23 protein-coding genes are annotated in these 23,911 nt (G+C 62.0%); 8 read left to right on the forward strand and 15 right to left on the reverse strand.

Going from position 1 to position 23,911, the window contains the following annotated elements; all coding sequences use genetic code 11:
• Positions 1–49 precede the first annotated feature (49 nt).
• Positions 50–1,312 carry an MFS transporter gene (locus tag QQ658_RS07195; RefSeq protein WP_286026968.1) on the forward strand — a complete coding sequence of 421 codons (1,263 nt, stop codon included), beginning with the start codon at positions 50–52 and terminating at the stop codon, positions 1,310–1,312.
• A 122-nt stretch (positions 1,313–1,434) separates the two neighbouring features.
• Here QQ658_RS07195 and QQ658_RS07200 read toward each other — a convergent pair whose 3' ends face one another.
• From QQ658_RS07200 to QQ658_RS07225, 6 genes are all read right to left on the reverse strand, one after another.
• Entirely contained in the window at positions 1,435–2,406 is a 972-nt protein-coding gene (locus QQ658_RS07200) for a metallophosphoesterase family protein (RefSeq protein ID WP_286026969.1), read from the reverse strand.
• Positions 2,407–2,796: 390 nt separating this feature from the next.
• A complete protein-coding gene (locus QQ658_RS07205; RefSeq protein ID WP_286026970.1) occupies positions 2,797–3,696 on the reverse strand; it encodes a cation diffusion facilitator family transporter in 900 nt (299 codons plus the stop codon).
• The gene (locus tag QQ658_RS07210; protein WP_286026971.1) at positions 3,693–4,007 is read right to left on the reverse strand and encodes an ArsR/SmtB family transcription factor; all 315 of its coding nucleotides are present in this window, start codon (positions 4,005–4,007) and stop codon (positions 3,693–3,695) included. The genes QQ658_RS07205 and QQ658_RS07210 overlap by 4 nt, the downstream gene beginning before the upstream one ends.
• Positions 4,008–4,221: 214 nt before the next feature.
• Positions 4,222–4,569, reverse strand: coding sequence for a nucleoside deaminase (locus QQ658_RS07215; RefSeq protein WP_286026972.1), 348 nt, complete (start codon positions 4,567–4,569; stop codon positions 4,222–4,224).
• A gap of 121 nt (positions 4,570–4,690) precedes the next feature.
• The gene (locus QQ658_RS07220; RefSeq protein ID WP_286026973.1) at positions 4,691–5,872 is read right to left on the reverse strand and encodes an MFS transporter; all 1,182 of its coding nucleotides are present in this window, start codon (positions 5,870–5,872) and stop codon (positions 4,691–4,693) included.
• A gap of 491 nt (positions 5,873–6,363) precedes the next feature.
• Complete coding sequence (locus tag QQ658_RS07225) at positions 6,364–8,742, reverse strand: ATP-binding cassette domain-containing protein (protein ID WP_286026974.1); 2,379 nt, start codon at positions 8,740–8,742, stop codon at positions 6,364–6,366.
• A gap of 261 nt (positions 8,743–9,003) precedes the next feature.
• On the opposite strand from QQ658_RS07225, the gene yaaA reads away from it, so the two are divergent.
• The 3 genes from yaaA to QQ658_RS07240 all read left to right on the forward strand — a co-directional run bounded on the left by yaaA (position 9,004) and on the right by QQ658_RS07240 (position 11,398).
• Positions 9,004–9,786, forward strand: coding sequence for a peroxide stress protein YaaA (gene yaaA / locus QQ658_RS07230; protein WP_286026975.1), 783 nt, complete (start codon positions 9,004–9,006; stop codon positions 9,784–9,786).
• Positions 9,786–10,448 (forward strand): IMPACT family protein, encoded by a 663-nt coding sequence (locus tag QQ658_RS07235; RefSeq protein WP_286026976.1) that lies wholly within the window; start codon positions 9,786–9,788, stop codon positions 10,446–10,448. The genes yaaA and QQ658_RS07235 overlap by 1 nt, the downstream gene beginning before the upstream one ends.
• A gap of 167 nt (positions 10,449–10,615) precedes the next feature.
• On the forward strand, positions 10,616–11,398 hold the full coding sequence (locus QQ658_RS07240; protein ID WP_286026977.1) for a fructosamine kinase family protein: 783 nt from the start codon (positions 10,616–10,618) through the stop codon (positions 11,396–11,398).
• A gap of 191 nt (positions 11,399–11,589) precedes the next feature.
• On the opposite strand, the gene QQ658_RS07245 is transcribed toward QQ658_RS07240, so the two are convergent.
• From QQ658_RS07245 to lpdA, 7 genes are all read right to left on the reverse strand, one after another.
• Entirely contained in the window at positions 11,590–12,231 is a 642-nt protein-coding gene (locus tag QQ658_RS07245) for a CBS and ACT domain-containing protein (RefSeq protein ID WP_286026978.1), read from the reverse strand.
• A gap of 3 nt (positions 12,232–12,234) precedes the next feature.
• Positions 12,235–12,939 (reverse strand): ABC transporter ATP-binding protein, encoded by a 705-nt coding sequence (locus QQ658_RS07250; protein ID WP_286026979.1) that lies wholly within the window; start codon positions 12,937–12,939, stop codon positions 12,235–12,237.
• A complete protein-coding gene (locus QQ658_RS07255; protein ID WP_286026980.1) occupies positions 12,932–13,720 on the reverse strand; it encodes an ABC transporter ATP-binding protein in 789 nt (262 codons plus the stop codon). The genes QQ658_RS07250 and QQ658_RS07255 overlap by 8 nt, the downstream gene beginning before the upstream one ends.
• Entirely contained in the window at positions 13,717–14,697 is a 981-nt protein-coding gene (locus QQ658_RS07260) for a branched-chain amino acid ABC transporter permease (RefSeq protein ID WP_286026981.1), read from the reverse strand. Before QQ658_RS07260 ends, QQ658_RS07255 begins: the two co-directional genes overlap by 4 nt.
• Positions 14,698–15,582, reverse strand: a complete 885-nt coding sequence (locus tag QQ658_RS07265) for a branched-chain amino acid ABC transporter permease (protein WP_286026982.1) — start codon at positions 15,580–15,582, stop codon at positions 14,698–14,700.
• 75 nt (positions 15,583–15,657) lie between these two features.
• Positions 15,658–16,815 (reverse strand): ABC transporter substrate-binding protein, encoded by a 1,158-nt coding sequence (locus QQ658_RS07270; protein WP_286026983.1) that lies wholly within the window; start codon positions 16,813–16,815, stop codon positions 15,658–15,660.
• Positions 16,816–17,099: 284 nt separating this feature from the next.
• The gene (gene lpdA / locus QQ658_RS07275; RefSeq protein WP_286026984.1) at positions 17,100–18,503 is read right to left on the reverse strand and encodes a dihydrolipoyl dehydrogenase; all 1,404 of its coding nucleotides are present in this window, start codon (positions 18,501–18,503) and stop codon (positions 17,100–17,102) included.
• A 127-nt stretch (positions 18,504–18,630) separates the two neighbouring features.
• Here lpdA and QQ658_RS07280 point away from each other — a divergent pair, with 127 nt between their 5' ends.
• Complete coding sequence (locus QQ658_RS07280) at positions 18,631–20,157, forward strand: helix-turn-helix domain-containing protein (protein WP_286026985.1); 1,527 nt, start codon at positions 18,631–18,633, stop codon at positions 20,155–20,157.
• Between the two features lie 116 nt (positions 20,158–20,273).
• Here QQ658_RS07280 and pdxY read toward each other — a convergent pair whose 3' ends face one another.
• Positions 20,274–21,128, reverse strand: a complete 855-nt coding sequence (gene pdxY / locus QQ658_RS07285) for a pyridoxal kinase PdxY (RefSeq protein WP_286026986.1) — start codon at positions 21,126–21,128, stop codon at positions 20,274–20,276.
• A 105-nt stretch (positions 21,129–21,233) separates the two neighbouring features.
• On the opposite strand from pdxY, the gene QQ658_RS07290 reads away from it, so the two are divergent.
• From QQ658_RS07290 to QQ658_RS07300, 3 genes are all read left to right on the forward strand, one after another.
• A complete protein-coding gene (locus QQ658_RS07290) occupies positions 21,234–21,704 on the forward strand; it encodes a PGPGW domain-containing protein (protein WP_286026987.1) in 471 nt (156 codons plus the stop codon).
• A gap of 37 nt (positions 21,705–21,741) precedes the next feature.
• Entirely contained in the window at positions 21,742–22,530 is a 789-nt protein-coding gene (locus QQ658_RS07295; RefSeq protein ID WP_286026988.1) for a glycerophosphodiester phosphodiesterase family protein, read from the forward strand.
• A gap of 100 nt (positions 22,531–22,630) precedes the next feature.
• A complete protein-coding gene (locus QQ658_RS07300) occupies positions 22,631–22,969 on the forward strand; it encodes an RNA polymerase-binding protein RbpA (protein ID WP_286026989.1) in 339 nt (112 codons plus the stop codon).
• Positions 22,970–23,062: 93 nt separating this feature from the next.
• On the opposite strand, the gene QQ658_RS07305 is transcribed toward QQ658_RS07300, so the two are convergent.
• Entirely contained in the window at positions 23,063–23,860 is a 798-nt protein-coding gene (locus tag QQ658_RS07305; protein ID WP_286026990.1) for a polyprenol monophosphomannose synthase, read from the reverse strand.
• Between the last annotated feature and the right edge of the window lie 51 nt (positions 23,861–23,911).

Below are 23,911 nucleotides of genomic sequence, written 5' to 3' on the forward strand. Positions count from 1 at the left end.
CCGTACCCCTGGCGATAGAAGTCCGTCTCGAATCGAAAGCTGTGTGCCCATGACCGACGCCGTCCGGGGCAGCTGGCGAGGTTGGACGATCTGGATCGCAGGAACTCTGGCGTTCATCGCGGCCGTGTTCTCGCGCACGTCATTCGGAGTGGCGGGTGTTCAAGCGGCCGAGCACTTCGGTGCCCAGGTCGGTGCCATGAGCGCCTTCGTCATCGTTCAGATGCTGGTCTACGCAACCATGCAGATACCCGCTGGCGTGTTGCTCGACAGCCACGGCAGCAGAAAGACCATCGCTGCGGGGCTGGCCATCATCTCGGTCGGGCAGATCGGGCTGGCATTGGCGACCAGCTTCCCGCTCGGGCTCGCGGCCCGCATCCTGATCGGCGGGGGAGATGCGCTGATCTTCTCGTCCGCGATCAGGCTCATCGTGACCTGGTTCCCGCCCCGCCAAGTGGCCGTGCTCACGCAGTTGACGGCGGTGATGGGGCAGGTGGGGCAGTGGCTGTCGGCGGTTCCCCTGGTCTGGATTCTGAACAACCACGGCTGGATGCCGGCATTTCTTACCGTTGCCGGGGCCTGTCTGCTCGGCTGCCTGATCGACGTGCTGGTCGTGCGCGACGCGCCACGCGGCGTCGACGTCACCTCGCACGGCAGCGGGGGAGCCTTCGCCGGTGTCCGCGAGGTGATAGCGATGCCTGCCGCCCAGCTCGGCTTCTTCGTCCATATGATTTCGGCTTCGGCGCCGTTGATGTTCACCTTCATGTGGGGCTTCCCGTACCTCACTCAGGCGCAGGGTTTGAGCGACGCGCAGGCGGGCAGTGTGCTGACCATCATGGTGATCGGTGGAATCATCATCGGGCCGTTGATGGGTGTGGCCACCAGACGGTCCCAACACCGCCGGGTCTTCTTGGTGTTGGGAGTCGCAGGTGCGACCGCCGTGATCTGGACGCTGATGCTGGTCTGGCCGGGGTCGGCGCCGACTTGGCTGCTGGTGACACTCGCCATCGCGCTGGCGGCCTGCCCACCGGCCTCGAACATCGCGTTCGACATCAACCGTAGCTATGTGCCCGGTGACCGGCTCGGTACCGCGACCGGGGTCGTCATCGTCGGCGGATTCCTGGCGGCCTTGTTCACGGTGGCAGCGATCGGCGCCATCTTGAGCGTTCTGGGTGGGGGAGACCCGTCACCCGATGATTTCCGGATCGCGATGTCGAGCCAGCTGATCGTTTGGGTCGTCGCCGGCGTCATGGTGGTGCGCAAACGCCGCCAGGTTCTGCGCGAGAACCCTCCCGGTTCCATCTCTTGGGAGTAAGAGGCCTCGTCAAACCGGAACAGATGCCGATCAAAAGCCGACCGCGTCGGCTCACCGACTTGCCCCTCAGACGCCAATGGCCTGGACGTAGCAATCCTCTGGCGCGGTGCGACTACTCAGGCTCAGCCCACGCTGGGGTGGGCCGATGCCTCGGCGATGATCTTCCACCGGTCCAGCGACTTCTCCGGACGCCGGTGCCTGACCGGATCGGGATGCCTGGCAAAATCGGCCAGCGGCCGGGGGCCTGCCATGATCTTCTTCGCGACATGCAGGTAGCCGTTTGCGTCCGGAACCACCGACCAGCCGACCAGGCTGATGGCGTCATTCACGATCTCAAGCCCGGTGATGTAGTCGGGAAAGATGCAAGCTCCCGAGTTGAAGTAGGGGGCGTCGTCGCCGATGGGGAAACGCTCGCGGTGGGTGTGCCCGCAGATCAGCGCCGTGCCGTGCTTGAGGATCCAGCGCACGTAGTTGCGCTCCACCTTGTGCCGCTGGCCGCTGTTGCGGGTAGGGCTGGAAGGGCTGTGAATGCCGAGGGCATGCAGGTGCCGCCAGAAGATGCGGAAGGTGAACATGGTCGTCCGCCACGCCTGGTCGTTCGAGAAGTCGCCCTGATGACCGTGCACCGTCAAGATCTCCTGACCAGTGTTCTTGTGACGCAGCAAGACTGCTTCCTCGACCTTCAAGCCGTCGAGCAGCGGCTCTACTCGTCCGGTGACGTTGTTGATGCGAAGGTAGAGGTGTTCGCGCACATATTCGGGATCGCGCAACTGCATGTCGTGATTGCCGAAGATGCGAATATAGCGCTTGTCCAGATGAAATTGCCGGAGTCTGTCGAAGACCTCGGGGTTGGCCTTGATGATGTGGTGCGGTTTGCTGTATTCCCACAGCTCGTCGTTGTCGCCGGCCTCGATCAGCGTGTAGCCGTCGTCGTAGTACTGCTGTAAGGCGGCTTCGAAAATATCCCGGTCCTTGCGGAATTCGTCGGTCAAGCTACCGTCGCCGCGATGAGAATCGCTGAAGATGACGATCCTGGACGACGAATCAATCTCGACAACTTTGGCGTTGCGGTATGCCTTGGTTAGCCTCGGCATGGTTCGCATAGATTGTGCCCTTTCCTCGGTCCGAGAGCCCACACTTCAATAACCCCCGCGGTGCGGGTCCTGTATCGGGATGCTTCTTCGTCATCGCATGCGCCCCGTCCAGAAATTGCCCACGGGCAGCCTCTCGTTGTGAGGCCCTCACCTGACCGAGAGTAGCCGCCGGACCTATGTCCCAGGTAGTGAGTTGCTGTTGTTTTCTTGGATCAGTTAACGGAGTGCAACTCGCTGACCAGCCTATAGCTTTACCAAGTGCCCAAAAGCGGCTCATGATCCGGGTTGAAAGGCGCGCTGCGGGTGTGTCATCTCCGTCACCCGAATCGAAGGGCAAGCCCCTCAGACCGCGTTCACAACCTCGCGGGGAAGTACAGCTAGGCCAGCGGCTCACCAGTCCGCGCGGTCGCATTCCCTGCGGCTGCCGGATTCGGTTTGCAGGGTGACATGCCCGATGCCGAAGTCATCACGTAACAGTCGCTGCGCGGCCAGCATCGTGCCCGGCTCGGTCGTCACGATGTGAGCGGAGGCCACATTCATGCCCGACGTCAGCTGCCAGACGTGCAGGTCGTGTACCTCCGCCATGCCGGGCAGATCTTCGAGAGCGTCCTGGACCTCGGCGGGCTCGACGCCCAGGGGAGCGGCCTGGGAGAGCACCCGCAGCACCTCGCGTCCGAGCATGGCGGCGCGGACCGCAACGAAAACCGCGATACCCAAAGCGATGATCGTGTCCCACAACGGACTGCCGGTCGCCTTGACCAGGATCGCGGCCACGATGACCCCGACCGAGCCGAGTGCGTCGGCGAGTACCTCAAGGTAGGCGCCCTTGACGTTCAGGCTTTCGGACGACCCTTCGCGCAGCAAGAACATGCTCACGATATTGATGGCCAGGCCGAGAATGCCGACGGCAAGCATGGTTCCGGACGCGGGCTGGGGCGGGTTGCCGAAGCGCTGCACGGCTTCGAGCGCGATGAAGATCGCCACAACGAGCATGATGAGCACGGCCAGACCGGACGCAAAGACCTCGGCGCGGTAGTTGCCGAAGGTACGGCGTCCATGCTTGTCCACTTTGGGAGCGAGATGAACGGCGAGCAGGGCAGCGCCGAGCGTCGTGACGTCGGCCGCCATGTGCCCGGCATCACCCAGCAGAGCCAGCGAACCAGAACTGAGCGCGGCCAGCAGCTCGATCACGAAGAAGCCCGCCACCAACGCGAACGTGATGATCAGCCGGGTGCGATGCTTACCGGCTGCCGAGACGGCGTGACCGTCGGAGTGCGGATGCCCACTCATGCGTGAACCTCCTCGGTAGCCTCCGAATGTGTGGCGTGCTCGAGAGTGACGTTGAGCAACTCGCGCACGTGCTCGTCCGACAGCCGATACCAGATCTTGCGGCCGTCTCGGCGGGTGGAGACGACCCCGGAAGCGCGCAGCAGACGCAGCGCCTGCGACACGGTAGATTCACTGTTACCCGTTGTCACAGCCAAATCAGAGACATAGAGTTCGCCGGTTTCGAGCAACGCATAGAGCAACGCTGTGCGCGTCGGGTCGCCCAGCAGCTTGAACAGGGCCGCGACCCGAGCGATCTCGTCCGTGTGGGGCATCTGCACCTCGCATTATCAGAACATCTGAATAGTTGTTCAGATATTAGCTCATCGACGATGGATTTACCACCACCTTGGTGGGAAACTCTCATCCCGACATCATCGTGGCGCTTCTGAGCCCATGACAGGCGCTTAACCTACACAATGACGCACTGAGGATAGTGACGAACCAGAGGCAAGCACCGGCTCAGGCTTCCTCACCGATGTCCTCGGCTCACATCTCGGGGCGCTCGGCGATCATCTTCTCCATGAGCGAGACGCAAGTCGGATCGTCGGCGATGACCAACTCCTTGCCGTTCGACCTCAGCCAGTCTTCGGAGACCTGGAAGTTGCGGTTCTCGCCGATCACGATGCGCGGGATTTCGTACAAGATTGCGGCACCGGCACACATAAAGCAGGGGGAGAGGGTGCACTCGCGATAGACCTTGGCCGGCAGCCGCCCGGCATTCTCGAGGCAGTCCGTCTCACCATGACGGATCGCACTGTTCATCTGCTCGCGGCGGTTGTGCCCGACGGCCAACACCTTGCCGTTGTGGACGAGTGCCCGCACCGATCGGCACACCACCCCTGTCCTGTTCCGGCGGGTTTCACGATCGCCACGGTCACAGCAGCACACCTGAGGTGTTCTCTCGCGCCAGGGGCCCTCGCCGCCACCACTCAACGGTAGGTAGATGCCTCCGGGTTCAGGCTGTGGCGATCACTGCACTGGCTCGGTGCTTGGAGTGATACGCGAAGTAGTAGAGCGGCATGCCCGCCAGCGCCATCACCGCGAGTATCTCGAACAGATGCTGGTAGCCGACCGAGGGGACGATCAGCCCGAGCAGATACGGCCCGACCCCCAGGGCGAGGTCGAAGAAGATGAAGTAGGTGGAGTTGGCTTGGCCGAGACGGCGAGCCGGGGTTGTTCGGGCGATCGCTGATTGCATCGCCGATTGGATGTTGCCGAATCCTATCCCGCATAGTGCTGCCGCCATCAAAAGTGGAGCGCCCGAGTACGAGAGGCCGATAGCTACCAGCCCGAATGCGAAGACAGCCATCGCGGGATAGATGATGTGGTGCTCGCTGTGCGCGTCCATCACACGGCCTGCGATCGGCCGCGAGACCAGAACGACCGCAGCATAGACCAGGAAGAAGATGCTCGAATAGGCGGTCAGCCGGCGCTCACTAGCGAGTAGTGCAAGGTCGACGTTGATGGCGGCGTATCCCATCGACACCCAGGTCATCACTAGTGAGAGCGGCACAGTAGCGGGCTCGATCATGGTGGTCAGCACGCTGCGCTTCGGTTTGACCGATTTCGCGGCCGGGGGATCGGGGATCGTGCCGGAACGTACGGTAAGCACCGCTGCGAGCCCTATCAGTGCGACGACGACCTCGGCGATGAACAGTGCCTGGTAGCCCGACAGATGGACGATCAGCAGTCCGCAGAACGGGCCGAGTGCGGTGGCCACGATATTGCTCAGGGTGAAGTAGCCGATTCCCTCTCCGCGCCGGGTCGTCGGCAAGGTGAACACGACCGCCGTATTCGACACGGTGCCGATCAATCCCGTGCCCAGACCATGGACGAGCCGCAGAATCAAAATGAGACCGACGCTTCCGGCAAAGCCGTACAGCGCGACAGCCGGGACGATGACGGCCAGACCTGCGAACAATAGCTGGCGCGAGCTGAACCTCGTCCATAAAAAGCCGGAGGCCGCACGGCTGATCAGGATGCCGATGACGGTGATTCCGGCGACCAGTCCGGCGGTGGCGGGGGAGACCTGGAATCGGTTCATCACATAGGGGCCAATGCCGACCATCAGGCTGTAATAGGTCAGCATCACCGTGAAATTGATGCCCCACAGCTGGACGAACGAGCGACTGAACAATGCCGGTTTTTCTATCCTGCTCGTTGTCCCAGCCTTTCTCTCCAGGCGCCCACGACGCGGACGTCAGGAGGCAGCTTAGTTTGCGTCGACACGGGCACGGCCACAGGATCGCTCTATGACGCATACTTGCTTACGACGACGCTTTGAAGGATCCCTGGGAACGACGTGAGGACCGCTGAGGGAGCATCTCTTTCTCGCGTTTTGACATAATGTTTCTTATCGGTCATATGTGGGCAGTCATGGGTGTTCGGCTCAGAACCTAAATATGAGCTGCGCCTCTGAGATAACGTCTCATGATCCAACCGGCCAAAATCAAACCTCTGGCATCACGGTTCCGCAGATCACTCCCGATACTTTGTCCGGCCACGGCAGAACGGCTGACGGGCTCAACATTCTCGACCAGAACGGCTCGATTTGATGCGGGCTGCCAGATGCCGGGCCGTCGGGTCGCGCATTCCGACCGTCCGTCCTTCGTCATCCGTGGCATACGATCATGCTTGACCGACATAGGACGCCAGATGCTGGCCAGTCAAGGTTGAGCGTCCGGAAACCAGCTCGGCGGGCGTGCCGGCGAAGACGATCTCGCCGCCTTCGGATCCGGCGCCCGGGCCGAGGTCGATGATCCAATCGGCGTGAGCCATCACGGCCTGATGATGCTCGATGACGATCACCGTCTTGCCTGCGTCTACGAGCTTGTCAAGCAACCCCAGAAGCTGCTCGACATCGGCCAGGTGCAGACCTGAGGTGGGTTCGTCCAGCACGTAAATGCCGCCCTTCTCCCCCATTCTGCTGGCCAATTTCAGCCGTTGGCGTTCGCCTCCTGACAAGGTGGTGAGCGGCTGGCCCAGGGTAAGATACCCCAGTCCCACATCGACGAGGTGCTGCAAGATCTTCTTCGCCGCGGGAGTTTTCGCCTCTCCATCGGAAAAGTATTCCAATGCCTCGGACATCGGCAGATCGAGTACTTCGGCGATGTTACGTCCGGCGACCCGATATTCGAGCACCGCAGGCTGATAGCGCTTGCCATCGCACTCTTGGCAGCGGCTGGCCACCGTGGCCATGAATCCAAGGTCGGTGTAGATGACCCCTGCGCCGTTGCAGGCCAGGCAGGCCCCCTCAGAGTTGGCGCTGAACAATGCCGGTTTCACCCCGTTGATCTTGGCGAAGGTCTTGCGGATCGCGTCCAGCGCACCGGTGTAGGTGGCCGGATTCGACCGCCTGGAACCCTTGATCGCGGTCTGATCGATCTCGATCACGTCGTCCCTGCCGCCGAGCGCTCCGTGAATGAGCGAGCTCTTGCCCGACCCGGCGACTCCGGTCACCACGGTCAGCACCCCGAGCGGGATATCGACGTCGACATCGCGCAGATTATGGGTGGACGCGCCGCGGATCTCCAACTGCTCGGACGCCTCCCGCACCCCGGATTTCAACGCGACCCGGTCGTCGATATGGCGTCCGGTCAAGGTGCCGCTGGCGCGCAGTTCGTCAAAGCTACCCTGGAAGACGATCTGACCGCCGCCGGATCCGGCTCCCGGCCCCAGGTCCACGATCTCGTCGGCTACGGCGATCACCTCGGGTTTGTGTTCGACCACCAGCACCGTGTTGCCCTTGTCACGAAGCCGCAGCAGCAACCCATTGACCCGCTGAATGTCGTGCGGATGAAGCCCGACGGTCGGCTCATCGAACACGTAGGTCACATCGGTCAACGACGACCCGAGATGGCGGACCATCTTCGTACGTTGCGCCTCTCCCCCGGACAACGTCCCGGCCGGACGATCCAGACTCAGATACCCCAGACCGATCTCAACGAACGAGTCCAGCAGCTGGCCGATCCCGTTCAGCAAGGGTGCAGCCGACGGATCGTCCACCCCACGAATCCAGTCGGCCAGATCCGTGATCTGCATCGCACAGACATCACCGATCGAGCAGCCATTGATCTTCGAATTGCGGGCAGGTTCCGCGAGCCGGGTGCCGCCGCAGTCCGGGCAAGTTTGAAAAGTCACCGCCCGCTCCACGAAGGCCCGGATGTGCGGCTGCATCGACTCCGGATCTTTCTGCAGCATCGATTTGGTGATCTTCGGGATCAGTCCTTCATAGGTGACGTTGACGCCCTCAGCCTTGATCCTGGTCGGTTCCCGGTACAGCAGATCGTGCAGCTCGCGCTTCGAATAGTCGCGGATGGGCTTGTCGGGGTCGAAATATCCGGACCCCTTGAAGATCCTGCCGTACCAACCGTCCATGGAATAGCCGGGCACCTTGAAAGGCCCCTCGTTGAGCGACTTGGAGTCGTCATAGAGTTCGGTGAGGTCGAGATCCGAGACCGATCCCATTCCCTCACAGCGCGGACACATGCCTCCGACAAGGGTATATGTCCGCTTTTGCGCCCGGGATTCGTTGTTCTTCTGAACCCTGACGGCACCCGACCCCGACACAGACGGGGTGTTGAACGAATACGCCTGGGGGCCACCGATATGCGGCGTCGCAAGCCGGCTGAACAGCAGCCTGAGCAGAGCATTCGCGTCCGTCGCGGTCCCAAGTGTGGAACGCGAATTGGCACCGAGCCGTTCCTGGTCGACGACGATCGCGGTCGTCAACCCCTCCAGTTGGTCAACGTCGGGACGATCGAGAGCCGGCATGAAGCCCTGCACGAACGCGCTGTAGGTCTCGTTGATCATCCGCTGGGACTCCGCGGCGATGGTGTCGAAAACCAGCGAGCTCTTTCCCGAACCCGACAATCCGGTGAATACCGTCAGCCGGCGTTTACGGATGTCGACATCAATGCCGGTCAGATTGTTTTCGCGGGCGCCGCGAACCTTGATTACATCGTGCTGGTCAGCCGAGTGCCCGCCGGTCATTCCAGTTTCAGTCATCGCTGGTGTCCTCACTGCCGCCGGGATTCCCGGGCTGTTCGTCGAAAGGCCATAGCCACGATATCCAGTCGGTCCAACGCCGGGATTCGACACTCGATAGGCCTGCCAACGTGACGCGCATCGTGGCGCATCCCGACAACGAGTAAGAAGCTGCATCGTCGACTGCCGATTCCAGAAATCTGAAGGGCCGCCGCCCGAGGCCTATCTTCTATCCGGCCCAGCAGTACCGCCGCCGGAAGAGATCTCCAGTAGCGTAGAGGAATGCTCGTGCTGCTCTCCCCTGCCAAAAGCCTCGACTTCACCTCGCGGCCTGCCACCCGCAAGCACACCGAGCCCAGGTTCCTCGATCACTCCGCCGAGCTCATCGACGTACTCCGCACCAAGTCACCGGACGAGTTGTCGAAGCTGATGAAGATTTCGGACGAACTGGCCGTCCTCAATCATGCCCGGTACCGCGACTTCGAGTTGCCGTTCACGACCAAGAACGCACGCGCGGCGATTCTCGCCTTCAACGGTGACGTCTACCGTGGCATGGACGCTCCGCACACCTTCGGCGAACGAGACTTCACTGAGGCGCAGAAGACGGTGCGCATCCTGTCCGGACTGTACGGGGTGCTGCGCCCGCTCGACCTGATTCAGCCCTACCGGCTGGAGATGGGCATCCCGCTCAAGACGGCTCACGCTCGTGACCTCTATCAATATTGGGGCGAGCTACCGAGCGAAATCCTCAAGCAGGATCTCGCGGACGCACCCGGTGCCGAGGCCGTGATCAACCTCGCGTCCAACGAGTATTTCGGGGTGGTCGATCCAAAGATACTTGACGTTCCGATCATCTCCCCCAGGTTCGAGGAGGTCAATCCGTCGGGCAAGCGCCGGATGGTCTCGTTCTTCGCCAAGCAGGCCCGCGGTGCGATGGCCGGGTGGATCGTCCGTAATCGGGTGCGCAGCGTTCGCAAGCTTCGTGAGTTCGACGCCGATGGTTACCACTTTGACCGGGCGGCCTCCACCGCCGGCCGGCCGGTCTTCGTCCGGCCGCAAGCCTGATGAATCTATACACGACTCTCAAGCAGGGCGCGCGGCCCGCCAGCGAATTCGAGATCAAGAGATCGCGATTTCTGGGCTTCGCGGCCCGCGCTTCGACCGAGGAGCAGGCACGCCGGTTTCTCGATGACATTCGTCACGCTCACCGGGAGGCGAGGCACGTATGTCACGCCTTCGTGCTGGGTGCCGCGCGCGAAACCCAGCGCTCCAGCGACGACGGCGAACCCTCGGGCACGGCAGGCGCACCCATCCTCAAGGCCATCACGGCTCGTCAGATCGCCCACGGCCGCACCGATCTGTCGGATGTGGTCGTCGCTGTCGTCCGCTATTTCGGTGGTATCAAGCTCGGCGCCGGCGGTCTGGTGCAGGCCTACTCGGACGCAGCCGCAGCAGTACTGGACGCCGCGGCATTCGTCACCCGTCAGCGGATGCGTCTGATCACCACGGCACTGCCGATCGCCGAGGCCGCCCGCGTCGAAACCCGCCTGCGCGCAACCGGAGTGCTCGTCCATTCGGTCGACTACCACGCAGACAATGTCACGCTGACGATCGCGGTACCCGACGATCGGGAGCGATTGAACAAGACGAAAGCCAACCTTGCCGCGCTCACCGCGGGCGAGGCGGAACCTACGCCAGGTGACCAGATCTGGCGTGATCTGGACTGACCACGGTGCGAGGAATCCTCGCCGATTCCCTGACTCGCCTGGTGGCCCGTCGCACAATGAGTGAGCACAGACAAGTCTGTTCGTTGGGTGATTCGACAGCCGGCGGAAACGCGCAGGCTTCGATAACTACTCAGACAGCCCCACAGGCGGACGAGAGGAGAAACCAGATGACAGCACCCACATTTACCAAACGAGGCGATCCCCAGCAGATCGAATGGGAGGTACGTTGCCTCGACTGGCTGGCCGCGGCCGACGACGGAGCAGCCGTGACACAGGTGATCGACTGGAATGACCACGAACTGATCACCGCCCGCTGCTCACAAATCACTCCCCCGCCCCAGGCGGCAGAAGAATTCGGACGAGCGCTCTGGGCGACCCATCAGGCGGGCGCATCGGCTTTCGGTGCCGCGCCGGATGGCTGGGATGCCACGACTCCCGGATGGATAGGGCATGCCCGTCTCCAGCTCGGGCACTACGAGCGATGGGGCGAGTTCTATGCGGAACTGCGGCTGCTCCCCCACGCCAGGGCAGCGCACGAGAAAGGCTCGCTCCACGCGGACGGCATGCGCATCATCGAACGGGTGTGCCAGCGGCTACGCGACGGCGAATTCGACGACGGACGCCCACCTGCCCGCATCCATGGCGACCTATGGGCCGGCAACGTGCTGGGCGACGGCGACCGCTACGTGCTGGGCGACGGCGACCGCTACGTGATGATCGATCCGGCCGCCCATGGCGGTCACGGCCAGACCGACCTCGCCATGCTCGCACTCTTCGGCTTCGGCGAGCTGCGCCGAATAGAAGATGCCTACGCCGAGGCTGCCGGACTGGACCAGGATTGGCGAGATCGGACCGGCTTGCACCAGCTGCATCCGTTGCTCGTCCACGCCGAACTGTTCGGCGGCTACTACGGCGAAGCCGCAGTCGAAACGGCCTCCCGCTACGCCTGAGCGCGCGGCGATTCCGCGATCCTCCAGACGCTCACCGTCGTGCACAACGCCTACTCAAACCGAGTTTGCTGCTGTTGCAACGCGAGCAACCTAAGTTACGGCGAGCGTTTGGAATTTTACGCGAGCGTTCGAAGACTTAGGCGCGATAGGAGCGCCCAGCAATGCGTTACGAGCACGAAGCGAGCGAACGGTCACTCGTTGCGCAGGCGGTACTTCAGAGTGAAGCCTGCGTCCGAGATCTGCTTCTCCAGATCATCGGTGTTGAGGGTGTTCACGCCCAACACGACCAGGCTGCGCTCCAGACCACTGCGGTAGACCGCCACATGGGTGATATTGGTGCGGATAGCGCCGGTGATGGACGCGATCCGGGCCAGCACGCCGGGCTGATCGTCCGCCTCAATGACCAGCCGGGTGCCCTTCACGCGGGCGCCGTTCAGCTCGATGAAAGCATCCAGCAGATCAGATTCGGTGATGACACCGACCAGCTCGCCGTCCTCGACCACCGGCAGGATCTCGATCTTGCGGTCGCGCATGATGATCGCGGCCTCTTCCAGCAGCGCATCGGGCCCGACGGTAACCACATCGCGGGTCATCACCTTCGAAACTTTCAGCTTCGAGAACAGGTAGACGAGTTCACCGGCGCTGAACGAGGTGGCCATCGACGGCGACGCCCGGTCAATATCGGACTGCGAAATGATGCCGACCAATTTCCCGTCGGACAGCACCGGCAGTTTGCGCAGGCCATGAGTCTGCATGATCTCGACAGCTTCCGGCACCGTCATCGAAGGAGTGACAGTGAAGGGATGAGCCGTCATCCGCCAACGGACGAACATTGATCAACCTCCCAGATACGCTTGGCGCACTTCATCGGCCGCCATCAGTTTCGCGGATTCTCCGCTCAGCACTATCTTGCCCGTTTCCATCACATATGCGCGACCCGCCACTTGCAAAGCCATGTTCGCGTTCTGTTCGACCAGCAGAATCGTCGTGCCTGCGGCGTTGATGCCGGCGATGATGTCAAAGATCTCCTGTACCAGAAGCGGCGCAAGCCCCATCGACGGCTCGTCCATCAGCAGCACCTTCGGCGCCGCCATCAACGCCCTACCCATGGCGAGCATCTGCTGTTCGCCACCCGACAAGGTACCGGCCGCCTGCTGGCGACGATCCGCCAGCACCGGGAACCGGCTGAAGACCTCTTCCAGATCCTTGGCGATCTGAGGCCGATCGCGCCGCAAGAAGGCTCCGAGCTCGAGGTTCTCCAGCACCGTCATGGTCGGGAAGACCCGGCGCCCTTCAGGAATATGAATCAGGCCCCGCTTGACACGATCCTGCGCCGAGACCTTGGTGAGGTCTTGCCCATCGAGCCAAATCGACCCCGATTCCGGACGCTCCAGTCCCGATGCGGTACGCAACGTCGTCGTCTTGCCTGCGCCGTTGGCACCGATCAACGTGACGATCTCGCCCTCGTCGACATTCAAGGAGATGCCCTTGAGGGCCTGGATACCGCCGAAGCTGACGGCGAGATCCTTGATCTCAAACATCACTGACCTCCTCGCCGAGATAGGCCGTAATGACCTTCGGATCATGCTGGACCACATCGGCGGTTCCCGACGAGATCACGATGCCGTGGTCGAGCACGTAGATCCGTTCACAAATGCTCATCACCAAACTCATATCGTGCTCGATCAACAAGATCGTCAGGTGGTAGTTCTCACGAATCCAACTGATCAACTTGGTCAGCCCGGCTGTTTCGGCCGGATTCATGCCTGCCGCCGGCTCGTCGAGCAGCAGCAGCTTCGGATTGGTGGCAAGGGCCCTGGCGATCTCCAGATGGCGCTGCTCGCCGTAGGACAGGTTGCGGGCTACGTCGAACGATTTGTGGTCGAGCCGGATCAGGCGGAGCAGCTCACGGGCGGCCGTCAACACATCGTCACGCGATTTCGTCCAGGACGGCAGATGAAGAAACGACGACACCAGCGAATAGTTCTCGTTTTGTTCCAGCGCGATCACGATGTTATCGAGCACCGTCAGGTCTTTGAACAACCGGATGTTCTGAAAGGTCCGGCCTATCCCCGCGCGGCAGATGTCGAAAGGTTTTTTACCGGCGATCGATACCGGCGACCCCTCCGGGCTGAAGACGATCTCGCCACTCGACGGCGGATAGACCCCGGTCAGCAGGTTGAAGATCGTGGTCTTGCCGGCGCCGTTGGGGCCGATCAGACCGATCAGTTCACCGTGCTCCAGCTTCATGTTGACATTGGCGACCGCGGCCAGACCACCGAAGTTGCGAGTGAGGTCTTTCACTTCGAGAATCGGGCTCATGCGACGGCCCCTTCGGTGGCGTCGTTCTCCTTATGCCGTCTGGGAATGATCCGGCCCAGAAGCTTCAGCGACAGCTCCTTCGAACCCATGATGCCTTGCGGCCGGAAGACCATCAGAAGCACCAGGACGGCCGAATAGATGATCATCCGGACCTCGGGGAACGGCTGCAGCATGCTGGACACGATGGCCAGCAGCACCGCCGCGATGATCGATCCGGACACCGAACCCAGCCCGCCGAGAACGACGATGACCAAGATGTTGATCGACTGCATGAACCCGAACAGGTCCGGTTTCAAGAAATAGAAGTAGGACGCGTAGACCCCGCCGGCGATCGCACCGAAGAAGGCGCCGACCATGAAGGCCATCGTCTTCACCTTGGTGGAACGGACGCCGATCGACTCGGCTGCGATCTCGTCCTCTCGCACCGCGAGACTGCCGCGTCCCTGACGGGAGTTGATGAAGTTCGAGATGAGCACGACCGTGCCAACGGTCAGCACGAACAGCCAGCTCCAGTTCACGAACTGGGGAATGCCGGACAGCCCGGCGGCACCGTTGGTGAAGCCGACGTTGAGCAGGATCACGCGGATGATCTCGGCCATCCCCAAGGTGGCGATTGCGAGGTAGTCACCGCGTAACCGCAGGGTCGGCACACCGATCAGGAAACCGAGCAGGGCGGCCAGCACGCCGCCGGTGATCAGCCCCAGGATGAACCCCCAAATGGTGGGGATCGAGATCGTTATCAAGGCGGTCGAGTAGGCGCCCACCGCCATGAAACCGGCGTGGCCCAAGGACAGCTGACCGGTAAAACCGGTCACCAGGTTGAGGCTCACCGCCAGCATGATGTTGACGCAGATGGTGACCAGGGTCGCCTGGATGTAGGCGTTGATCACGCCGACCGAGATCAGCAGCAGGACGATCAGGTAGCTGGCCGCCAAAACGGCGGCCCGGGTCAGGAAAGTACGTAGACGCGGGTTCATTTAGACCTTCTCCCGCACGTTCTTGCCCAGCAGCCCGCTGGGTTTGACGATCAGGACGATGATGAGGACGGAGAAGACGACGGCGTCCCTGAATGTCGAGAAGCCGAGACCGGACACGATGGTTTCCGCCACCCCGATCAGGTAGCCACCGATGAGCGCGCCGGGGATCAGTCCGATACCGCCCAGCACCGCCGCGACGAACGCCTTCAGACCGGGCATGATGCCCATCAGGGGGTTGATGGAGTTGTAGTAGACGCCGACCAGCACTCCGGCGGCCCCGGCGAGTGCCGAGCCCAGCGCGAAAGTGAATGAGATGGTGTTGTCGACGCTGATGCCCATCAGCCGCGCAGCGTCACGGTCTTGCGAGACCGCGCGCATGGCCTTGCCGAGCCGAGTGCGCTTGATGATGAACTGCAAGGCGATCATCAAGATCACCGAGATGGCGACGATGACGATCTGCAGCGAGGTGATGGTCACCGAGCCGACGTGGAAGACCTCGCTCATGAAGCCGGGCAGCTCGGGATACGAGCGCACCTGAGCACCGACGAAATACATCATGGTGTATTCGAGCAGCAGCGACATCCCGATCGCGGTGATCAAGACAGCGATTCGTGTCGAATTGCGCAACGGCTTGTAGGCAATGCGTTCCACCAGCACACCCAGCACCGCGCAAGCCGCCATCGCCACCACGAGCGACGTGAAGAACCCGAGATTGAGATGCGTCATGCAGGCGTATCCCACGTAGGCGCCGACCATGTAGATGTCGCCATGGGCAAAGTTGATCAGCTGGATGATGCCGTACACCATCGTGTAACCGAGCGCTATCAGCGCATAGATGCTGCCCAACGACAATCCGTTGACTAGCTGTTGGAGTATCTGATCCATATGGTTCTTCCCATCCGGGGCATGAGCGTGGGGTGAGGGAGCTGCTCGCCGACCCTCACCCCACGCAGTGCCTGATTATGCAGCCTCAACCGCCGATGACGGAACACCGTCGGTCAAACCGATCACCAGTGCCGCCTTATCCGGGTCGTGGTTCTCGTTGATGCTGAAGGTTCCGGTAACGCCTTCGAAGTCGGTGGTCGACGCCATCGCATCTTTGACGGCCTCGCCACTCAGGTCACCGGCCCGGCCGATCGCGTCGGCAACGAAGTAGGCGGTGTCATAACCCAGCGCCGCGAAGGCATCGGGCTCGGCGTTGTACTTCTCCTGGAAGTTCTGGGTGAAGTCGGCAACCTTGGTGTTGCCCTCGTCCAGCGAGGAGTAGTGGTTCGTGTAGTACACGTCGTTCAGCGCATCGGCGCCGGCCAGTTGCAGCAAGGTCGGAGACTCGTATCCGTCACCACCGAGGATGGGTGCGGTGATACCGAGCTCACGGGCCTGCTTGATGATCAGGCCGACCTCGTTGTAGTAGCCGGGCAGGTAGATGGCGTCGAAGCTCTGACCCTTGATACGGGTCAGGATCGCCTGAAAGTCGGTGTCACCGGCAACGTAGCCCTCTTCACCAACGACGCTGCCGCCATTTTCCTGCAGCTGGTTCGTGAAGTTCTCGGCCAGGCCCTTGGCGTAGTCGGAAGACGTGTCCTTGATGACGACCGCGTTGGTCACGTCCAATTCGTTGGACGCGAAGTTGGCCATCGCGGTGCCTTGGAAGTTGTCGGAGAAGCAGGTACGGAAGGCGTACTCCTGCACCTGGCCATTGCTGACGGTGGTGTCCTCGGCGGTGGCCGAACCGGAAACAACCGGGATCTCGTTCTGGTTGGCGACGGGAATGGTGGCCTTGAACGAACCCGAGGTGGCCGGGCCGATGACCGTGACGACCTTGTCCTGGGTCATCAGCTTGGTTGCCAGGGTCGTTGCCTCGGCGGGCTCGGACTTGGTGTCGTACTTGACCATCTCAACCTGCTTGCCGTTGATACCGCCGGCAGCGTTGATCTCTTCGAATGCCATCTCGACACCCTTGACGCTGGCGTCACCGTAGGTCGCAACATTGCCCGAAAGCTCGTAGTTGACACCGACTTTGACGACATCGCTATCTGCACCATCGGAGCCGCCACAACCGGCCAGCAACGACAGCGACAGAGTCGCAGCCGCGACCGCGGCCAGACTGCGCTTCATAAAGAACCTCTTTCACAAAGTTTCTCGCCAGGGCCGAGTCTCTTGATCCGTCATGGATACGTTCATCAACAGATCCGCCCCAAGCATCGTGCATCGCACACTATTACTGCACCGTAGGTTATACGTGGTCGTCTCAGCCCGGACCACTCGATCGAAATGTAACCGTAACAGGCGGTCGATCACGCTTCTGCTATCGGACGAGTAACGGCCCGGCAGAGGACGTCTCCTGCTGCCGGGCCGCGTTGTCGACTGAGCACCCCGCGACGGGGATCAGCCGTGCCGGGTCACAGATTGATCATGTGACCGGCGGCGCCCTCGACGACTTCCTTCAAAGCCTCCGACAGGGTCGGGTGTGCGTGTACGACACGAGCAACTTCGTCCGCCGTCAGATCCCACTGCTGGGCCAGCTGAAGTTCCGGCAGCAATTCGGTGACATCCGGCCCGATCATGGTCAGGCCCAAGATCTCGTTGTACTGCGCCTCGACGATCAGCTTCACGAAACCGACCGCTTCGCCCAGCCCCCACGCCTTGCCGTTCGCGGAGAAGGGGAACTTCGCGACCTTGATGTCGTAGCCGGCGTCCTTGGCCTGCTGTTCCGACAGACCGAAGGAGCCGATCTGCGGCTGGCAGTAAGTGGCACGTGGAATCATCGCGTAGTTGACCGGCATGGTCTCGACTCCGGCGATGGTCTCGGCCGCCACCACGCCTTGCGCCTCTGCGGCGTGGGCGAGCATCATCTTGGCGGTGACGTCACCGATGGCGAAAATGCCCGGCACGCTGGTGCGGCAGTTGTCGTCGATTTCGATGGCGCCCCGCTCGGTGAGTTTCACGCCGGTCTTGTCGAGATCGTATCCGTCGATGCGAGGGGCGAATCCCATGGCCTGGAGCATCTTGTCGGCCTTGAGCACCTGCTGCTCGCCACCTTTGGCGGGCTCGACGGTGACCTCGACACCCGAGCCGGTGTCGACCACGGACTTGACCGCGGTGCTGGTGAGCACCTTGATGCCGAGTTTGCGGTACGCCTTTGCCAGTTCGGCGCTGATTTCCTTGTCCTCGGTGGGGACCATCCGGTCCAAGAACTCGACGATGGTGACGTCGACCCCGTAGGCGTTCAACACGTAGCCGAACTCGGTCCCGATCGCGCCGGATCCGCCGATGATGATGGACGACGGCAGCTGGTCGGCAAGGATCATTTCCTGGTAGGTGAGCACGTTGGCCGACTTCTGGGTGCCGGGCAGCAGTTTGGCGGTGGCACCGACATCGATGATGCAGTTGTCAAAGGTGACGTTGTCGACCGAACCGTCGTCGGCGGTGACGGCGATGGTCTTCGCATCGACGAAGTTGCCCCAGCCGTGAATCTCGGTAATCTTGTTCTTCTTCATCAAGAAATGAACACCGTTGACCATTCGGTCGGAGACTTGGCGGCTGCGGCTGAAAGCCTTGCCGAAATCGAACGATATGTTGTCGCCGGAGATACCGAAGGTGCTGCCATCGCGGAGCACGATGTTGGCGATCTCGGCGTTACGAAGCAGTGACTTCGTCGGAATGCAGCCGACGTTGAGACACACACCTCCCCACCATTGCTTCTCGATGACCGCAGTTTTCAGTCCAAGCTGAGCGGCGCGGATCGCGGCTACGTAGCCGCCAGGCCCGGCACCCAGCACGACGACGTCGAAATGTGAACTCATGGCAGTTGAGTCTATCGGTCATCGCCCGCGGCTGCCCGGCGAACCGATGTTGTATCGTCCGCCGAGAATGAACACCGGACACGCAGCCTTCTTGCAACGCATCTCACATGTGAGTTACCCTCGCGGGGTGACTCAATTGACTACTGCGTCAAGCATCGGGCGGCTCGTACGGGACGCGCGTAAACAGCGCGGCCTCACCCAAAACGAGCTCGCGTCGTTGCTGAGTACCAGCCAAAGTGCCATCCACCGCATCGAATCGGGCAATCAGAATCTCTCCCTCGAGATGATCAATCGCATCGCCCAGGCCCTCGAATCACCGCTGATCGTGCCCGGTGGCCACAATGCGATGAATCTGTCCATCGTGGGAGAACGCCCGCTTTCCGGATCGATCACGACCCGCTCGTCCAAGAACGCAGCGGTCGCGCTGCTGTGCGCCAGCCTGCTCAACCGCGGACGCACCCGGCTGCGCGGTATCGCTCATATCGAAGAGGTCAACCGGCTCATCGAGGTGCTGGAGAGCATCGGGGTCGAGGTGACCTGGTCCACCGACGAGACCGACCTGACGATCGTGCGTCCCGAGGTGCTCAATCTCGCCAATATGGACGCCGCGGCCGCCCGCCGGACCCGCAGCATCATCATGTTCTTGGGACCGCTGATGCATATCTCCGATTCCTTCGAGCTGCCGTATGCGGGCGGCTGCCAGCTGGGAGCGCGCACGGTCGAACCGCATATGCAGGCCCTGCACGCATTCGGCCTCGACGTGGTGGCCACCGAGGGCAGCTATCACGCCACCATGTCGCGTACCGTGCCTCAGCATTCGATCGTGCTGACCGAGCGCGGCGACACCGTCACCGAGAATGCCTTGATGGCCGCCGCCATGACGCCGGGCCAAACCGTGATCCGCAATGCCTCACCGAACTATATGGTGCAAGACCTCTGCGTCTTCTTGACGATGCTGGGCATCGAGATCGAAGGCATCGGCACGACCACCTTGCGGGTGCAGGGCCAATCCGAGATCAACAAGGATGTCACCTACACCATCTCGGAAGATCCGATCGAGGCCATGAGCCTGATCACCGCCGCGGTCGTCACCCATTCGGAGATGACGATCACGCGCTCCCCCATCGAATTCTTGGAGATCGAGCTCGCCATCTTGGAAGAGATGGGGCTGCAATTTCAGGTGAGTCCCGAATACCGGTCCGGTAACGGGTTCACCCGGTTGGTCGATATCACCGTGCAGCCTTCGGCGCTGCACGCTCATAAAGACAAGATCCATCCGATGCCGTTCCCCGGCCTCAATATCGACAATCTGCCGTTCTTCGCGGTCATCGCCGCATGCGCGCAGGGGCAGACCCTCATTCACGACTGGGTTTACGAGAACCGGGCCATCCACCTGGTCGAGTTGAGCAAGCTGGGCGCCAACGTGCAGCTGCTCGACCCGCATCGGTTGAACGTCACCGGACCGACCGCCTGGCGGGCCCGCGAGATGGTCTCTCCCCCGGCCTTGCGGCCGGCGGTGTGCATCTTGCTGGCCATGTTGGCCGCACGCGGCGATTCGGTGCTGCGCGACGTCTATGTGATCAATCGCGGCTACGAGGACCTACCGACCCGGCTCAACGCCCTGGGCGCCCAGATCACACCGTTCTACGACTAGAGACATCTGCTGCTCTACGACCAGAGGCATCTGCCGCCGGTGAGCTGCGGGTTGCGGATTGCAGGTCGCCGAAAAGCGCAGCTCTGGTTTCGGTTTGCGCCGGCACCCGCCACGCACTAAGCGATTTGCTCGGCCTCAAATCGGTGGCTCGGCGCGACCATCTCGTCTTGAGCCTGGACGAGCGCGAGTTCGCGGCGTCCGAGCTCATTGGTGCGCTTGAGCACCGAGTACACCGCAGAGGCGACCGACGAGAGGGCCTCCCCCAGCGATTCGCCGTTCAGTAGGCTCGCCAAGAACAAGGAGCTGGTCAGATCTCCCGAACCGGTGAACTTCTGGTCGATCATCGGCGTGACGACCTGCCAGGTTTGGGAACCGTTCTGAGCGACCATCCGCATACCGTCGACATCGTCGTCGAAGCCGACCACCGAGGTCACCAGCACTGTTTCGGGGCCGCGTTCGCGCAGCTTCGCCACGGCGTCCAACACGTCGGTGAATGTCGAGGGCGCGCAGTCGGTGAGGTACTCCAGTTCAAAGAGGTTCGGGGTCATCACGGTGGCCTCGGCGACCACGCGCTCGCGCATGAACTCGGGGATGCCGGCGGCCGCATAGAAGCCGAGATCGGCATCGCCCATCACCGGGTCGCAGCAGTAGATCGCCTCCGGGTTGCGTTCCCGGGTCAACCGGACAGCGTCCAAGATGGCCTTGCCCATGTCCGGCGCACCCTGGTAGCCGGATAGCACCGCGTCCACCCGAGCGAGTACGCCCCGCTCGTCCACGCCCTTGACGACATCGGTGACCTGCTCGATGGTCATTATCGGGCCGCGCCAAGTGCCGTAGTCGGTGTTGTTGGAGAAGTTCACGGTATCGACCGGCCAGACGTCTATCCCGGCTCGCCGCAGCGCGAATGCCGCACAAGAATTGCCGACGAATCCGTAGGCGACGGCCGACTGGATGGATAACACTTCAGGCACGCGCCATAGCTTAGACCGCATCGCCGGGCCGGCGGCGTCGGCGCAAAGCAATCGACCGATACCTCTCAATTCAGCTTCCCGAATTCGCTGTGGCAAAGTGGATGCATGGGGCAGATCGACTGTTTGCCTCCGTCGCTGAGAGTGGGCGGGGCCACCCGGCTGGACTACGAGCGTCCGGATCGGCTGAGGTGGCGAGCACGTCTCAAAGCTCACCCGGCAGGACGACGCTGGTTTCGGATCGGCGTGGCCGTTTTCGGTTTCGCCCTGATCGTCGCCGCCCCTTTGACCGGCTGGATTCCGGGCCCCGGTGGTATCCCGTTGTTCCTCGCAGGGCTGGCCGTACTGTCCAGCGAATTTCTGTGGGCGAAGTCCATCAATGCCTGGTTGTTGCGTTACGTGCGTGTCTACCTCAACTGGCACGTCAACCAACAGCGGCTGTTCTGGGTCGGATTCTTCGCCATCCTGGGCGTCATCTGGTGGATCTGGATGGCGATCACGGGGGTTCCCGGATGGCTGCCCGAGTGGGCGGCCAATGTGCTTGCACACCTGCCCGGCGTCGATCATCGCCCTGCCTGACCGAGGCTTGGTTTACGGTCGGCCTAAACTTGCCGACGTGAATCGTCCGGCCGCGTGCTACCCATACTTCAGCGAACCTTTCGCAGCGATGGCGCATCGGGGTGGCTATCTCGACCCGAGCGATGCCGGTCGAGAGAACAGCCTCTATGCGTTCGGACGCGCGGTCGATCTCGGCTACCGCTACCTCGAAACCGACGTGCACGTCACCGCCGACGGCCACCTCGTCGCTTTCCACGACCAGGTTCTCGACCGGGTCACCGATGCGAACGGCGTACTCGCCGAACTGAGTTTTGCGGCGGTGCGCGAAGCACGCATCGCAGGCGTGGACCAGATACCGACCTTGGACGAGGTGCTCGAATCTTTCCCGGACGTCCGCATCAACATCGACATCAAGGCCCCGGGTGCCACCACCGCACTGGTCAGGGTGCTGCAGCGCCACCGCGCGCAGCACAGGGTGTGCGTGTCTTCTTTCAGTCGGCAGCGGTTGAGCAAATTCCGCAGCCTGCTGCCCGAGGTGGCTACCGGGATGACCGTGCCCGCGGTTGCTTTCAGCGCGTACGTTCCGTTGCTTCCGCGCCTTATCCGGCCCAGCGGGCAGGTCTTTCAGATTCCGGTGGCCCAAGATGTGAAGGGCCACCGCGTACGGGTGCTCACTGCGCAGCTGTTGCGCACCGCACACAAGCTGGGCGCACGCGTCCATGTCTGGACGATCAACGATCCCGGCGAGATGGGCCGGCTGATGGATCTGGGCGTCGACGGAATCATCAGCGACAGGATCGGGTTGCTTCAAGAGGTAGCCAGAAGCCACCAACTATGGGCAGACTGAAGGTAGGCCCGATTGGGGATGGGCCTGCGACAAGGGAAGAAGTACGGCACTTTGGTTGTTGTATACCGTGTTGAGGTAAAGCGAAGGGAGGCTGGTCTGGATGGCTGATCGTGCATTGCGTGGAATGGGTCTGGGGGCCAAGAGCTTTGAGGACGAAGAAGGCATCGATTTTGCCGGCCGTCGCGTTCTGGGATTCGACTGCCCCAATCATCATCACTTCGATGTGACGTTTTCGGTGGAAGCGGATCTTCCGGCCGAGTGGGAATGCCCGAGGTGTGGCGCTATCGCCGCCCGCAGCGATGGCACTCCACCCGACGAGAAGAATGAGAAGCCGCCGCGTACCCACTGGGATATGTTGCTGGAGCGCCGGTCTATCTCTGAATTGGAGGAGTTGCTCGCCGAGCGGCTCGAGGAGGTCCGAAAGGCCCCCCACTACTGAGTTTCTGCTAGCTGTGCCGCGCGAGCGGTGAACAGCGAGAGGGCCCGGATCAACGCCATTGTTGGTTCGGGCCCTCTGAGGTTCTGCTATCTGCTACTCACCTCGCGAGTCGAATTTCTGGAAGTTTGCCGCCGCCTTCCGGCCCAATTCCTTGACTTGAGCGGTCCGCTTTTGCACTCCCCATTTGCCGGTGCGGATCAATGCCTCCTTGATGATCGATCCGCTCATCTTCGATTCACCGAACTCCCGGTCCGGGAAGTAGATCGGCACCTCGCCCACCGTGCCGCCGGCGTCGATCACCCGGCGGGTCATGTCGACCTGGAAGGTGTATCCCACCGAAGCGACATCGTCCAGGTTGATTTCGCGGAGAATCGAGGCACGGAAGGCATTGAACCCGCCTGTCGCATCGCGCACCGGAATATCCATGGCGACCTGAATCCAGATATTGGCCAGCCGACTCAGCATTTCGCGGGACTTCGTCTGATCAGTCGAGCCGCCACGCATCCACCGTGAACCCTTCACCATGTCCAGGTCGTGGTCACGCATCGCCTGCAGCATTGATGGCAGCAGCTCTGGTTGGTGGGAGCCGTCCGCGTCCATTTCGACCAGTACGTCGAAACCGCGCTCCAGGCCCCAATCGAACCCGGCCAGATAGGCGGCGGCCAGGCCGGCCTTCCCCGCCCGGTGCATGACGAAAATATGGTCATCCTGAGCGGCCATCCGATCGGCTATCGCGCCGGTACCGTCGGGCGAGGCATCGTCGGCGATCAGACTGTAGGCATGGGGGCAAGCAGCCCGCAGCCTGCCGATGATCGATTCGATATTGTCGGCCTCGTTATACGTCGGTGTAACGACGAGGACGTGGTCGAGAGACTGGGTACGCTGCGCCATGTACGGCAGTCTAGCCACACCTGCTTTGGCCCGTCTCGCGGACCCTGTGAT

This window comes from Propionimicrobium sp. PCR01-08-3, from assembly GCF_030286045.1.
Classification (GTDB): domain Bacteria; phylum Actinomycetota; class Actinomycetes; order Propionibacteriales; family Propionibacteriaceae; genus Brooklawnia.

Bases quoted from the DNA above. Each gene is read 5' to 3' on its own strand.
- QQ658_RS07235 (WP_286026976.1), top strand. From the start codon at position 9,786: ATGAATCTATACACGACTCTCAAGCAGGGCGCGCGGCCCGCCAGCGAA.
- QQ658_RS07290 (WP_286026987.1), top strand. From the start codon at position 21,234: ATGGGGCAGATCGACTGTTTGCCTCCGTCGCTGAGAGTGGGCGGGGCC.
- QQ658_RS07200 (WP_286026969.1), bottom strand. From the start codon at position 2,406: ATGCCGAGGCTAACCAAGGCATACCGCAACGCCAAAGTTGTCGAGATT.
- QQ658_RS07195 (WP_286026968.1), top strand. From the start codon at position 50: ATGACCGACGCCGTCCGGGGCAGCTGGCGAGGTTGGACGATCTGGATC.
- QQ658_RS07205 (WP_286026970.1), bottom strand. From the start codon at position 3,696: ATGAGTGGGCATCCGCACTCCGACGGTCACGCCGTCTCGGCAGCCGGT.
- lpdA (WP_286026984.1), bottom strand. From the start codon at position 18,503: ATGAGTTCACATTTCGACGTCGTCGTGCTGGGTGCCGGGCCTGGCGGC.
- QQ658_RS07300 (WP_286026989.1), top strand. From the start codon at position 22,631: ATGGCTGATCGTGCATTGCGTGGAATGGGTCTGGGGGCCAAGAGCTTT.
- QQ658_RS07265 (WP_286026982.1), bottom strand. From the start codon at position 15,582: ATGGATCAGATACTCCAACAGCTAGTCAACGGATTGTCGTTGGGCAGC.
- QQ658_RS07250 (WP_286026979.1), bottom strand. From the start codon at position 12,939: ATGTTTGAGATCAAGGATCTCGCCGTCAGCTTCGGCGGTATCCAGGCC.
- QQ658_RS07245 (WP_286026978.1), bottom strand. From the start codon at position 12,231: ATGTTCGTCCGTTGGCGGATGACGGCTCATCCCTTCACTGTCACTCCT.
- QQ658_RS07305 (WP_286026990.1), bottom strand. From the start codon at position 23,860: ATGGCGCAGCGTACCCAGTCTCTCGACCACGTCCTCGTCGTTACACCG.
- QQ658_RS07210 (WP_286026971.1), bottom strand. From the start codon at position 4,007: ATGCCCCACACGGACGAGATCGCTCGGGTCGCGGCCCTGTTCAAGCTG.
- QQ658_RS07255 (WP_286026980.1), bottom strand. From the start codon at position 13,720: ATGAGCCCGATTCTCGAAGTGAAAGACCTCACTCGCAACTTCGGTGGT.
- QQ658_RS07225 (WP_286026974.1), bottom strand. From the start codon at position 8,742: ATGACTGAAACTGGAATGACCGGCGGGCACTCGGCTGACCAGCACGAT.
- QQ658_RS07260 (WP_286026981.1), bottom strand. From the start codon at position 14,697: ATGAACCCGCGTCTACGTACTTTCCTGACCCGGGCCGCCGTTTTGGCG.
- yaaA (WP_286026975.1), top strand. From the start codon at position 9,004: ATGCTCGTGCTGCTCTCCCCTGCCAAAAGCCTCGACTTCACCTCGCGG.
- QQ658_RS07270 (WP_286026983.1), bottom strand. From the start codon at position 16,815: ATGAAGCGCAGTCTGGCCGCGGTCGCGGCTGCGACTCTGTCGCTGTCG.
- QQ658_RS07240 (WP_286026977.1), top strand. From the start codon at position 10,616: ATGACAGCACCCACATTTACCAAACGAGGCGATCCCCAGCAGATCGAA.